Source organism: Streptomyces sp. SA15, from assembly GCF_002291145.1.
Lineage (GTDB): Bacteria > Actinomycetota > Actinomycetes > Streptomycetales > Streptomycetaceae > Streptomyces.
The window spans coordinates 51,782-64,506 of sequence record NZ_NTGE01000007.1; the positions used below are offsets into that span (position 1 = coordinate 51,782).

Here is a 12,725-nt window from a genome sequence, read left to right on the forward strand (position 1 = left end):
AGTGAACCAGGTCACATACGACTGTTCACCAGGTCACACACGGCTGTTCAGCTGTCGAAGCCCAGACCCAGCCGGTCCATCGTCCGCAGCCACAGATTGCGCCGACCGTCGTGCGCGTCCGCCCGCGCCAGCGACCACTTGGTGAGCGCGATGCCGGTCCAGGCGAAGGGCTCCGGCGGGAAGGGCAGCGGCTTCTTGCGGACCATCTCGAGCGAGGTCCGCTCCGTGGTCTCCCCCGCCAGCAGGTCCAGCATCACCTCGGCTCCGAACCGGGTCGCGCCGACCCCCAGGCCGGTGTAGCCCGCCGCGTACGCCACCTTGCCGTGACGGGCCGTGCCGAAGAACGCCGAGAAGCGCGAGCAGGTGTCGATCGCCCCGCCCCACGCGTGTGTGAAACGGACGCCCTCCAGCTGTGGGAAGCAGGTGAAGAAGTGCCCGGCCAGCTTGGCGTAGGTCTCCGGGCGGTCGTCGTACTCGGCGCGCACCCGGCCGCCGTACGGATAGATGGCGTCGTAGCCGCCCCAGAGGATCCGGTTGTCCGCGGACAGCCGGAAGTAGTGGAACTGGTTGGCGCTGTCCCCGAGCCCCTGTCTGTTCTTCCAGCCGATCGAGGCCATCTGGTCGGCGGTCAGCGGCTCGGTCATCAGCGCGTAGTCGTAGACCGGGACGGTGTACGCGCGGACACGCCTGACCAGGTTGGGGAAGACGTTGGTGCCGAGAGCGACCTTGCGGGCCCGGACCTGACCGTACGGAGTGCGTACGGCCATCCCGGCGCCGTACGGCTTCAACGTCAGCGCCGGTGTGTGCTCGTGGACGCGGACGCCGAGGCGCAGGCAGGCGCGCTTGAGGCCCCAGGCCAGCTTGGCGGGGTTGAGCATGGCCACGCCCCGGCGGTCGTACAGGCCCGCTCGGAAGGTCGGTGAGTCGACTTGTTGCCGTACGGCCTCGGCGTCCAGGAACTCCACGCCGTCTGCGAGGCCCCGGCGGTCCATCTCCTCGTACCAGTCACGCAGTTCCCAGGCCTGGTACGTCTCGGTCGCCACGTCGATCTCGCCGGTGCGCTCGAAGTCGCAGTCGAGGTCGTGCCGGGCGACCGCCTTCTCGATCTCGTCGAGGTTGCGGGCGCCCAGCTCCTGGAGCTGGTGGATCTCGTCCGGCCAGCGGGTCAGCCCGTTGGGCAGGCCGTGGGTGAGTGAGGCGGCGCAGAAGCCGCCGTTGCGGCCGGAGGCTGCCCAGCCCACCTCGCGGCCTTCCAGCAGGACGACATCCCGCCCGGGGTCGCGCTCCTTGGCGATGAGCGCGGTCCACAGTCCGCTGTAGCCACCGCCGACGACCAGCAGGTCGCAGGTCTCGGCGCCGGTGAGGGCGGGCTCGGGGTGAGGCTTGCCGGGGTCGTCCAGCCAGTACGGGACCGGCTGGACGTCGGAAAGGGATCTGGTCCAACGGCTCATGGCGCTCGGGGCCATGATGTCAACTCCCTACACTTCTTTTTTGTTTACGCCTTTTGCTTGTTGCGGCGATTTCCGATGAGCATCGAGGCCAGGACGAACAGGACGGCGACGAGGAACATGGCCGTACCGATGACATTGATCTGAACCGGTGTTCCGCGCTGTGCCGAGCCCCAGACGAACATGGGGAAGGTGACGGTCGAGCCCGCGTTGAAATTGGTGATGATGAAATCGTCGAAGGAGAGCGCGAACGCGAGCAGCGCGCCCGCCGCGATGCCGGGGGCCGCGATCGGCAGGGTGACCCGGACGAAGGTCTGGAACGGGCCGGCGTACAGGTCCTGCGCCGCCTGCTCCAGCCTCGGGTCCATCGACATCACGCGCGCCTTGACGGCCGTCACGACGAAACTGAGGCAGAACATGATGTGCGCGATGAGGATCGTCCAGAATCCCAACTGCGCACCCATGTTGAGGAACAGGGTGAGCAACGAGGCCGCCATGACGACTTCGGGCATCGCCATCGGCAGGAAGATCAGCGAGTTCACCGCGCCCCGCGCGCGGAAGCGGTAGCGGACCAGCGCGAAGGCGATCATCGTGCCGAGGGCGGTCGCGCCGAGCGTCGCCCAGAACGCGATCTGCAGACTGACCGACAGCGAGCCGCACAGGTCCAAGACCCCGCACGGGTCCTTCCAGGCGTCCGTGGAGAACTGCTGCCATTCGTAGTTGAAGCGCCCCTTCGGTTTGTTGAAGGAGAACACCGTGACGACGACGTTCGGCAGGAGGAGATAAGCGAGCGTCAGCAGTCCCGCGATGACCACGAGATTGCGCTTGAGCCAGTTGACGCTCGTGCCGAATATGCGACTCCGTCGCGTGTTCATTTAAACCAGATCCTCCGTGCCGGACTTGCGGATATAGAAGGTGACCATGACGAGGATCGCGGCCATCAGGATGAAGGAGAGCGCCGCGGCCGTCGGGTAATCGAGGATCCGCAGGAATTGGGACTGGATGACGTTTCCGACCATGCGTGTGTCCGTGGAGCCGAGCAGGTCCGCGTTGACGTAGTCGCCGGCCGCCGGGATGAAGGTCAGCAGCGTGCCGGAGACCACGCCCGGCATCGACAGCGGGAAGGTGACCTTCCGGAAGGTGGTCCAGGGCCGTGCGTACAGGTCGCCCGCCGCCTCGTGGAGCCGTCCGTCGATGCGCTCCAGCGAGGAGTAGAGCGGCAGGATCATGAACGGCAGGAAGTTGTACGTCAGTCCGCACACGACCGCGAGCGGCGTGGCCAGCACGCGGTCGCCGGAGGTCCAGCCGAGCCAGCTGGTGACGTCCAGGACGTGCAGCGTGTTGAGGGCGCCGACGACCGGGCCGCCGTCCGCGAGGATCGTCTTCCAGGCGAGGGTGCGGATCAGGAAGCTGGTGAAGAAGGGCGCGATCACCAGGATCATGATCAGGTTCCGCCAGCGGCCCGCGCGGAAGGCGATGAGATACGCCAGCGGGTAGCCCAGCAGCAGACACAACACCGTCGCGGCGGCCGCGTAGGCGACCGAGCGCAGGAACTGCGGCCAGTACTCGCTCAGCGCGTCCCAGTAGGTCGCGAAGTGCCAGGTGACCTTGTAGCCCTCCTCCAGGGAGCCCGTCTGCACGGACGTGGAGGCCTGGTAGATCATCGGCAGCGCGAAGAAGACCAGCAGCCAGAGGATGCCGGGCAGGAGCAGCCAGTACGGGACCAGCCGGCCGCGTCTGCGCGGAGGCTTCTTCTCCGGAGCGGGCGCCAGGGGAGGCGCTTCGGTGAGCGTCGACATCAGGCCGCCTCTTCCTCGACGGTCTCCACGCCGGCGTCGATGTCCTGGGCCGCGTCCAGGCCGAAGGTGTGCGCCGGGTTCCAGTGCAGGACCACGTCGGCGCCGGGCACGAGCCGGCTGTCGCGGTCGATGTTCTGGGCGTAGACCTCGAACTCGGGGCAGACGGGGCTGTCGATGACGTACTGCGTGGAGACGCCGATGAAGCTGGAGTCGGCGATCTTCCCGGTGATGCGGTTGCGGCCCTGGGGTATCTCGCCCGCGTCGGCGGCGTGGGTGAGGGAGATCTTCTCCGGGCGGACGCCGACCAGCACCTTGCCGCCGGTCGTGGTGGGCGCGCCGCACCGCGCCTCGGGGAGGACCAGCTTGCCGCCGCCCGCCTTCAGCACGATCTCGTCGCCGCTCTTGGAGTCGACCTCGGCCTCGATGAAGTTGGAGGTGCCGAGGAAGTTGGCGACGAAGGTGGTCTGCGGGTTCTCGTAGAGGTCGGTGGGCGAGCCGAGCTGTTCGACGCGGCCCGCGTTCATCACGGCGACCGTGTCGGCCATGGTCATGGCCTCCTCCTGGTCGTGCGTGACGTGGACGAAGGTGATGCCGACCTCGGTCTGGATGCGCTTGAGCTCCAACTGCATCTGGCGGCGCAGCTTGAGGTCGAGGGCGCCGAGGGGCTCGTCGAGGAGGAGCACCTTGGGGTGGTTGATCAGCGCGCGGGCCACGGCGACGCGCTGCTGCTGTCCGCCGGAGAGCTGGTGCGGCTTCTTGCGTGCCTGTTCGCCGAGCTGGACGAGTTCGAGCATCTCCTCGACCTGCTTCTTCACCGACTTGATGCCGCGTCGGCGCAGGCCGAAGGCGACGTTCTCGAAGATGTCGAGGTGCGGGAAGAGGGCGTAGGACTGGAAGACCGTGTTCACCGGCCGCTTGTAGGGCGGCAGATGGGTCACCTCCTGGTCGCCGAGGTGGACGGTGCCCGTCGTGAGCTCCTCAAGTCCCGCGATCATGCGCAGGGTTGTCGTCTTGCCGCAGCCGGAGGCGCCGAGCAGGGCGAAGAAGGAGCCCTGCGGGACGGTCAGGTCCAGTGGATGTACGGCGGTGAAGGAGCCGTAGGTCTTGCTGACGCCCGAGAGGCGGACGTCGCCGCCGTGGTCGTTGTCGTTCGTCTTGTTCGTCACGGTGGTCACGCCCCAGTCAGCTTCGCGAACTTCTCTTCGAACTCGGTCTCTTCCTTCGAGCTCAGCGAGCGGAAGGCGTGCGACTTCGCGGCCATGGCCTTGTCGGGGATGATCAGCGGGTTGGTCGCCGCATCCTTGTCGATCTTCTCCAGCTCGGCCTTCACGCCGTCGACGGGGCACACGTAGTTGATGTACGCGGCGAGTTCGGCGGCCGGCTTCGGCTCGTAGTAGAAGTCGATGAGCCGCTCGGCGTTCGTCTTGTGCCGGGCCTTGTTGGGGATCAGCAGGTTGTCGGTCGACGTCATGTATCCGCTGTCCGGGATCAGGAAGTCGATGTCCGGGCTGTCCGCCTTCAGCTGGACGACGTCGCCGGCCCAGGCGATGCAGGCGGCGAAGTCGCCGCTGGTCAGGTCGGAGGTGTAGTCGTTGCCGGTGAAGCGGCGGATCTGGCCCTTGTCGACGGCCTTCTGGATGCGGGCGACGGCCGCGTCGTAGTCGTCGGCGGTGAAGTTCGCCGGGTCCTTGCCCATGTCGAGCAGGGTCATGCCGATGCTGTCGCGCATCTCGGACAGGAAGCCCACGCGGCCCTTGAGCTTGGCGTTGTCGAGCAGGTCGGAGACCGACTTCACCTCGACGCCGTCGAGGGCCTTCTTGTTGTAGGCGATGACGGTCGAGATGCCCTGCCAGACGTACGAGTGGGCGCGGCCGGGGTCCCAGTCGGGGTCGCGGAACTGCGCCGACAGGTTGGCGAAGGCGTGCGGGAGGTTGGACGGGTCCAGTTTCTGCACCCATCCCAGGCGGATGAGGCGGCCGGCCAGCCAGTCGGTGAGGACGATGATGTCGCGGCCGGTGTCCTGGCCCGCGGCGAGCTGCGGCTTGATCTTGCCGAAGAACTCGTTGTTGTCGTTGATGTCCTCGGTGTACTTGACCTTGATGCCGGTCCGCTGGGTGAACTGGTCGAGGGTGGGGTGGTGCTTCTCGCTCTCGTCCACGTCCATGTACTCGGTCCAGTTGGAGAAGTTGACGGTCTTCTCCTTCGCCGAGTGGTCGTCCGCGGCGACGCCGCCCTGGGTCTTGCCCGCCGCGGGGATGCCGCAGGCGCTCAGCGCCCCGAGACCGCCGACCGCGAGCGCTCCGCCCGCGGAGGCACGCAACAGGGACCGCCGGGTCATGGCGGCCCGGCCGTTGCGGAAACTGCGCCGCATGGCGGCCACCTGGGCCGGGGACAGGCGGTCGGGCTCGTACTGCTCCATGCGCGTGATGCCCTTTCGGGAGTGCCCTTTTGGGAGGGTGTGCGGCCGCGGGTCAGGCGGCCCGAATACGGCTATCGGTCCCCGAAGATGGTGCGGTGCCAGTCCTTGCGGGGCACCGCCGTGTTGTCGAACATGACGTGCTTGATCTGGGTGTACTCCTCGAACGAGTACGCGGACATGTCCTTGCCGAAGCCGGACGCCTGGTATCCGCCGTGGGGCATCTCGCTGATGATCGGGATGTGGTCGTTGACCCACACACAGCCCGCCTTGATCTCGCGGGTGGCGCGGTTCGCCCGGTAGACGTCCCGGCTCCAGGCGGAGGCCGCGAGCCCGTACGGGGTGTCGTTGGCCAGCCGGATGCCTTCGTCGTCGCCGTCGAAGGGCAGGACGACCAGGACCGGGCCGAAGATCTCGGACTGGACGATCTCGCTGTCCTGGGCGGCGTCCGCGATCAGGGTGGGCCGATAGTAGGCGCCGTTCTTGAGATCCCCCTGAGGGGCCTCGCCGCCGGTGACCACGCGCGCGTAGGCACGCGCCCGGTCGACGAAACCGGCGACACGGTCGCGCTGGACGTGCGAGATAAGCGGGCCGAGATCCGTGCCGGGGGCGAACGGGTCGCCGAGCCGGACGGTCTCCATGAGGGCGGCCGTCCGCTCGACGAACGCCTCATAGAGGGGCCGTTGCACGTACGCGCGCGTGGCGGCCGTGCAGTCCTGCCCGGTGTTGATGAGCGCGCCCGCGACCGCGCCGTGGACCGCCGCCTCCAGGTCGGCGTCGTCGAAGACGACGAAGGGGGCCTTGCCGCCCAGCTCCAGGTGGAGGCGCTTGACGGTGGCGGTGGCGATCTCGGCGACGCGTTTGCCGACGGCGGTGGAGCCGGTGAAGGAGGTCATGGCCACGTCGGGGTGGCCGACGAGGTGCTCGCCGGCCTCCTTGCCGGTGCCGGTGACGATGTTGACGACCCCGTCCGGGATCCCGGCGTCGGTGGCGGCCCGGGCGAAGAGCAGCGAGGTGATCGGGGTGAGCTCGGCGGGCTTCAGGACGATGGTGTTGCCCGCGGCGATCGCCGGGAGGATCTTCCAGGCGGCCATCTGGAGGGGGTAGTTCCAGGGCGCGATGGAGCCGACCACGCCGATGGGCTCGCGGCGGACGTACGAGGTGTGGTCGCCGGAGTACTCACCGGCCGACTGCCCCTGGAGGTGCCGGGCGGCACCGGCGAAGAAGGCGGTGTTGTCGACGGTCCCCGGCACGTCGAACTCGCGGGTCAGCTTCAGCGGCTTGCCGCACTGGAGGGACTCGGCGCGGGCGAAGTCCTCGGCACGGTCGGCGAGCACGGCGGCGAAGCGGTGCAGGGCGTCGGAGCGCTCGCCCGGGGTGGCCGAGGACCAGCCGGGGAAGGCCTCGCGGGCGGCGGCGACGGCCGCGTCCACGTCGGCGGTGGCGGCCAGTTCGTACGTGAAGACGTCCTGTCCGGTCGCCGGGTCGACGACCGCATGGGTGCGGCCGGAGGTGCCCTTCGTCAGGCGGCCCGCGATGTACTGCGCGCCGTCCGCGAAGCGCTCCTGGGCCGCGAACCGGTCCAGGGTGGCAGTGCCCGGGTTGTGCATGTCGCTCTCCTCCGCCGTCGCCCGCGTTCGTCAGAGGCGGGTGGCGTAGCTCCAGCTCGATTTGAGTGCCGATCCTGACAGAGCAAAGGGCGTCCAACAAGTGATTCCGTTGTTGCCTTTTGGTTACGCGACGGAATCTGTCGACCAGGTGTCAGTCGGCGTCGAAAAGGGGGGACGGAGTGTCAGTGGTGACTGCCAGACTCGCGTGCATGGAGAGGACCATGGGGAAGATCGAGTCGCGGGAGGCCCTGGTCAGGGCGGTCCGGGCGGGGGCGAAGATCAAGTATCTGTACTTCTGGGGGCACCGGCCGCGGCCGGACGGCCGGGTGGGGCCGAGCTGTCTGAGCCAGTGGTGGCCGTCGCCGTTCGAGGTGGACGGCGTGGTGTACGCGACCGCCGAGCACTGGATGATGGCGGGCAAGGCGCGCCTTTTCGAAGATCCCGAGGCGGAGCGGCGCGTGCTGGCGGCGGAGCATCCCGCCGAGGCGAAGAAGGCGGGGCGGCTCGTGCGCGGCTTCGACGAGGCGATATGGGAGCGGGAGCGGTTCGGGCTCGTGGTCGAGGGCAGCGTCCACAAGTTCGCAGCGCATCCCGAACTGCGGGACTTTCTGCTGGGCACGGGTGACCGGCTGCTGGTGGAGGCGAGCCCCGTGGACCGGGTGTGGGGCATCGGTCTCGCCGCGGACGACGAGGTGGCGCAGGATCCGGAGCGGTGGCGGGGGCCGAATCTGCTGGGGTTCGCGTTGATGGAGGCGCGGGAGCGGTTGCGGACGGGCTGAAGCGGAGCCGAACCTGCAGGGCCGACTCCGCTTCAGGTCTGAGTCTCAGAGGCTCACGCGGCTCCGGGGTGTACTCAGCGGGTCGTCACGACGGACGTCGACACGGCGTGGGCGGCACCGTCGTAGTACGGGTCGGAGTAGGGGTCGGAATCCGACTCGTCGCTGTTGATGGCAAGCACGATCCCGACGACCATCACCGCGATCACGATGAGGCCGAGGATGATGCCGATGATGCCCGTGATCAGTCCGGCCTGCGCCTGACCGTGGTTGTTGGCCTCGCCGCGCTGGGCGCGTCGGCGTCCCTTGATCCCGAGGACCACGGCGACGATGCCGAGGGCGAGCGAGACGATGCCGTAGAGACAGAAGAGGCAGCAGGACAGGATGCCCAGCACCATCGCCGCGGTGCCCATCCCGTTCTGCGGGGGCGTCGGCATGCCGGGCCAGCCGTAGCCGGGAGGGTAGGAGGGGTACCCGTATCCGCCGGGGACGCCGGGGCCGGTGGGCGCCATGGGCGGGGGAGGCACGCCGGGGCCACCGACGGGAGCCGGTCCACCCACAGGAGCGCCGGCAGTCGGTGCGCCAAAGGCGGGGTAGCCCGGTGGGGGGTAGCCCGGTGTGGCGAAACCGTCGTTGGGCATCGAGGTGACGGTGGCCTGGTCGTGCACGGACGGCGGCTGCGGCGTGGCCGGCCGGCCGGTGTCGGGCGCCTGGTCCTTGGCCGGCGACGGCCCGTTCTCGGGCGGAGCCCAAGGGTCGCGGCCGGCGTTGGCCTCCCCGCTCGGCTGCGTCGCGTCCGTCATGTCATGTCCCCCTAAGTCGTTCGTGGCGTCATGCTACGGCCTGCCGAATCACACTCCACCGCCCAGCCGCGTCCCATCCTGCACCGAGGCTCCGGGACCCTCCCCGCACGCCCCCCGGCAGCCGTCCCGGCCCGTCCAGGGCACCCGCACACGCTCTCGCACCCGCGACCTACGATGTCACCGCACTCGATCAGCCGATCATCCGCGCCGCACCCGACACAGTGCCTGGCGCCCTGCCTGGGGAGGCCCCCTTGACCGACCACCTCGTCGACGCCCGCGTTCCGCGCGACCTGCGCGCCTTCATCGCGTCGCTGCCGAAGGCCGAACTGCACGTGCACCACGTCGGCTCCGCCTCCCCGCGCATCGTCTCGGAACTGGCCGCCCGCCACCCCGACTCCAAGGTCCCCACCGACCCCGAGGCCCTGGTCGACTACTTCACCTTCACGGACTTCGCCCACTTCATCGAGGTGTACCTGTCCGTCGTCGACCTGATCCGCACGCCGGAGGACGTACGGCTGCTGACGTTCGAGGTGGCCCGGGACCTGGCCCGGCAGCAGGTGCGCTACGCCGAGCTGACCGTCACCCCGTTCTCCTCGACCCGCCGGGGCATCGACGAGCGGGCCTTCATGGACGCGATCGAGGACGCGCGGAAGGCGGCGGAGGCCGACTTCGGGACCGTTCTGCGCTGGTGCTTCGACATCCCCGGCGAGGCCGGTCTGGAGGCCGCCGAGGAGACGACACGGCTGGCCACCGACGACCGGGTGCGCCCGGAGGGGCTGGTCTCCTTCGGGCTCGGCGGGCCCGAGATCGGCGTGCCCCGGCCGCAGTTCAAGCCGTACTTCGACCGGGCGATCGCCGCCGGACTGCGGTCGGTGCCGCACGCGGGCGAGACCACCGGCCCTCAGACCGTGTGGGACGCGCTCACCGAACTGCGCGCCGAGCGCATCGGACACGGCACCAGCTCCGCGCGGGATCCCAAGCTCCTCGCCCACCTCGCCGAGCACCGGATCGCCCTGGAGGTCTGCCCGACCTCCAACATCGCCACGCGCGCGGTCCGCACCCTCGACGAGCACCCGATCAAGGAGTTCGTGGAGGCCGGCGTCCTGGTCACGATCAACTCCGACGACCCGCCGATGTTCGGCACCGACCTCAACAACGAGTACGCGGTCGCCGCCCGGCTGCTGGACCTCGACGAGCGGGGCCTGGCCGAGCTGGCGAAGAACGGGGTCGAGGCGGCCTTCCTGGACGAGGCCGGCAAGGCGCGGATCAAGGAGGAGATCGACACCTTCACCTCGGCCTGGCTCGCCCCCTGAGGGGTCCCCTCCAAGAGCCGTCCCCGCACAATGGGCGGATGCAGAACCTGACCGCCGTGGCCCACCGCGGCGACCCCTACCGCGTCCGCGAGAACACCATCGACTCGCTGCGTTCCGCGCTCCGCCGGGGCGCGGACGCGGTGGAGATCGACGTACGGCTGACCCGCGACGGCGTTCCCGTGCTGCTGCACGACGACACACTGAAGCGGCTGTGGGAGCACGACCGGCCGCTGCTGTCGCTGTCGGCGGACGAGGTGCGCGGGCTGACGTTCGGGAAGGTGCCGACGCTGGCCGAGGCGCTGGCCGCGACCGACGGCAGCCGGGTGATGCTCGACCTGCCGGGCACCTCGGACGTGCGGATGGCGCGCCGGGTCGTGCACGTCGTCCGCGAGTGCGGGGCGGCGGACCGCGTGTACTACTGCGCGGACGCCACGGCCATGCTCGCCGTGCGCGCCGCCGACAAGGCCGCCGAGATCGCGCTGACCTGGACGACGCTGGCCCCGCCGCGCCCCGCCCTGCTGGACGCGGTACGCCCGCGCTGGCTCAACTACCGCTTCGCCCTGGTCGACCACAGTCTCGCCGACCGCGTTCACGCCGACGGCTACCTGCTGTCCGTATGGACCCCCGACACCCGCCGCTCGATGCGCCGCCTCACCGCCATGGGCGTCGACTCGATCACCACGAACCGCATCGACACACTGTGCGCCCTGCGCGACGGCGGCGGACCGCGCGGCCCGGCGAACTCCTGCGGGAGTCCTACACCCGCGATTCCTGAGGAACGGTCGCCGGATCGGCCGGGGTCGCGCGGGTGACGTACTGCGGCACGGGGGTGTCGTCCTTGCCGGTGTCGCGGACCAGGCCGTAGCGGATCGCGCCCTGCGGGGGTCCGCTGTTCACATCCTCGTTCACCGCGTTCCAACTGGACGGGAAGACGCTCAGGCCGTAGTCGGCGCCCCGCTCGTTCACGGTGAGGGTGACGCTGCCGTCGACGTAGAAGTACTCGTTCTGCCACATCTGCTGGGTGCCGGCCGGGAGCACGGTGTAGCCGATGTCCGGGTTGCCCATGCCGGTGGCGGAGCCGTCGGAGCCGCCGTTCACGGGGTCGTCCATACGGCGGCCGCCGCCCGAGGCCACGTGGAAGAGCTTGCCCTCGAGGCCGGTCCAGGTCGGCATGACCAGTCCGCCCGGCCGGTACTGGGGAGAGATCTGCCAGCGGACGAGGACATAGCCCTGGCCGGTGAGCTTGACGCTGTCGCCGCGGTGGTTCATCACGGCGTGCGCGCCGCCGGTGCTGGTGATCCCGGACTCCGGCCGGTGCGGCAGGGGCGCGGGCTTCGCATTCCGGTCCGGTGCCCGGTCGACGGCGTCGACGACGCTGCCGTACAGGTCGGCCTTCGGCTGGGTCGCCGACGGTGAGGGCGAAGGGGGCGGGGCGGCCGGAAGAGACGGCGGGGCGGACGTGGCCGTCGCCGTGGGCGTGGGCGTGACGGCCGCGCGCGGGGGCGGGGCGTCGGGGGGCTGCGTGACGACGTACGCGCCGCCCGCGACGATGGAAGCGCCCGCGGTCACGGCGACCGCCGGCTTGGTCAGCGCGCCGAGCACCTTCGCGGACCAGCTGACGGAGGTGGCGGCGGACGTGGCGGCCACCGCCGTCTTGCCGCCGAAGGCCAGCGAGAGGGTGAAGCCGACCGGGATCGGGACGAGCGCGATCCCGACGAGCAGGCGTTCCGCCGGTACGACGGTCTCGCGGGCGTCGCCGCAGTAGCCGCAGCGCCTGATGTGCCGGGCCAGCCGCTTGCGCCAGACGGAGTCGGGGAGGCCGTTCCAGCGGCCGGTCAGCTCGCGCAGGTCCGGGCAGGCGCCGTCGAGGGCCCGCACGATGCCGCGTGAGGTCTCCAGGCGCTCCTTCATCCGCTGGACGCGCACGGCGGCGTGCTGCCGGCTGATGCCGACGGCCGCCGCCAGCTCACGCCGGTTGAGCTCGCCGGCGACCTCCAGCCACCACAACGACAACAGTTGCCGGTCCTCGTCGTCGAGCCAGCGCACCGCCTCCGCGACCTCACGCCGCTGCCCCTCCAACTGCAGCCTCAGCACGGTGAGTTCGGCGAAGTCCGTGGCCTCGTGGGCCGCCGCCTCGTCCAGCTTCTCCGTGGACCTGCGGCGCGCCCGGTCCCGGATCTGCCGCATCGCGATCGCCACCAGCCAGGACCGGAAGCTGTCCGGGTCGCGCAGGGAGCCGAGGTTGTCGACGGCTCGGAGCATGGTCTCCTGGACGACGTCGTCGACGTCGGCGTGGCCGTTCAGGGCGCGGCCGACGATGTTGTAGACCAGCGGCAGCCAGCCCGCGACCAGCTCGTCCAGCGCCTGCCGGTCGCCGGCCTGCGCTGCCGCGATGGTGTCGCGCCATTGCCGCGTGTCCACGTCGTCCTTTCCCTCGCGCTCTCTCACGTTGTTCCCGCACGCACCCTCTCAGGTGCGCCTGGGGTCATGGCTATGTCGGGCATCACAGCGTGGAGACGGCGTGAAGGTGTCCGCGATAACAGTTTTTTGAGCGGGCTTC

At 69.8% G+C, this 12,725-nt stretch carries 11 protein-coding genes; 3 read left to right on the forward strand and 8 right to left on the reverse strand.

The window, feature by feature from the left end:
- Positions 1-47: 47 nt before the first annotated feature.
- From CLM62_RS00415 to CLM62_RS00440, 6 genes are all read right to left on the reverse strand, one after another.
- Positions 48-1,466 carry an FAD-binding oxidoreductase gene (locus tag CLM62_RS00415; protein WP_095747864.1) on the reverse strand — a complete coding sequence of 473 codons (1,419 nt, stop codon included), beginning with the start codon at positions 1,464-1,466 and terminating at the stop codon, positions 48-50.
- A 29-nt stretch (positions 1,467-1,495) separates the two neighbouring features.
- Positions 1,496-2,323 (reverse strand): ABC transporter permease, encoded by an 828-nt coding sequence (locus tag CLM62_RS00420; RefSeq protein WP_095747865.1) that lies wholly within the window; start codon positions 2,321-2,323, stop codon positions 1,496-1,498.
- Complete coding sequence (locus tag CLM62_RS00425) at positions 2,324-3,247, reverse strand: ABC transporter permease (RefSeq protein ID WP_095747866.1); 924 nt, start codon at positions 3,245-3,247, stop codon at positions 2,324-2,326.
- The gene (locus CLM62_RS00430; RefSeq protein ID WP_095747867.1) at positions 3,247-4,422 is read right to left on the reverse strand and encodes an ABC transporter ATP-binding protein; all 1,176 of its coding nucleotides are present in this window, start codon (positions 4,420-4,422) and stop codon (positions 3,247-3,249) included. Before CLM62_RS00430 ends, CLM62_RS00425 begins: the two co-directional genes overlap by 1 nt.
- Positions 4,419-5,666 carry a spermidine/putrescine ABC transporter substrate-binding protein gene (locus tag CLM62_RS00435; RefSeq protein ID WP_095747868.1) on the reverse strand — a complete coding sequence of 416 codons (1,248 nt, stop codon included), beginning with the start codon at positions 5,664-5,666 and terminating at the stop codon, positions 4,419-4,421. The genes CLM62_RS00430 and CLM62_RS00435 overlap by 4 nt, the downstream gene beginning before the upstream one ends.
- A gap of 71 nt (positions 5,667-5,737) precedes the next feature.
- Complete coding sequence (locus CLM62_RS00440) at positions 5,738-7,273, reverse strand: gamma-aminobutyraldehyde dehydrogenase (RefSeq protein ID WP_095747869.1); 1,536 nt, start codon at positions 7,271-7,273, stop codon at positions 5,738-5,740.
- 221 nt (positions 7,274-7,494) lie between these two features.
- Between CLM62_RS00440 and CLM62_RS00445 the strand changes: the two genes are divergently transcribed.
- The gene (locus CLM62_RS00445; protein ID WP_257003596.1) at positions 7,495-8,052 is read left to right on the forward strand and encodes an NADAR family protein; all 558 of its coding nucleotides are present in this window, start codon (positions 7,495-7,497) and stop codon (positions 8,050-8,052) included.
- Between the two features lie 74 nt (positions 8,053-8,126).
- On the opposite strand, the gene CLM62_RS00450 is transcribed toward CLM62_RS00445, so the two are convergent.
- Positions 8,127-8,852, reverse strand: coding sequence for a DUF4190 domain-containing protein (locus tag CLM62_RS00450; RefSeq protein ID WP_095747871.1), 726 nt, complete (start codon positions 8,850-8,852; stop codon positions 8,127-8,129).
- A 233-nt stretch (positions 8,853-9,085) separates the two neighbouring features.
- On the opposite strand from CLM62_RS00450, the gene CLM62_RS00455 reads away from it, so the two are divergent.
- Both CLM62_RS00455 and CLM62_RS00460 read left to right on the forward strand, forming a co-directional pair.
- Positions 9,086-10,165 carry an adenosine deaminase gene (locus CLM62_RS00455; protein WP_257003598.1) on the forward strand — a complete coding sequence of 360 codons (1,080 nt, stop codon included), beginning with the start codon at positions 9,086-9,088 and terminating at the stop codon, positions 10,163-10,165.
- Positions 10,166-10,203: 38 nt separating this feature from the next.
- A complete protein-coding gene (locus CLM62_RS00460) occupies positions 10,204-10,977 on the forward strand; it encodes a glycerophosphodiester phosphodiesterase (protein ID WP_095747873.1) in 774 nt (257 codons plus the stop codon).
- On the opposite strand, the gene CLM62_RS00465 is transcribed toward CLM62_RS00460, so the two are convergent.
- Positions 10,922-12,586, reverse strand: a complete 1,665-nt coding sequence (locus tag CLM62_RS00465; protein WP_095747874.1) for an RNA polymerase sigma factor — start codon at positions 12,584-12,586, stop codon at positions 10,922-10,924. The genes CLM62_RS00460 and CLM62_RS00465 overlap by 56 nt on opposite strands.
- Positions 12,587-12,725 lie beyond the last annotated feature (139 nt).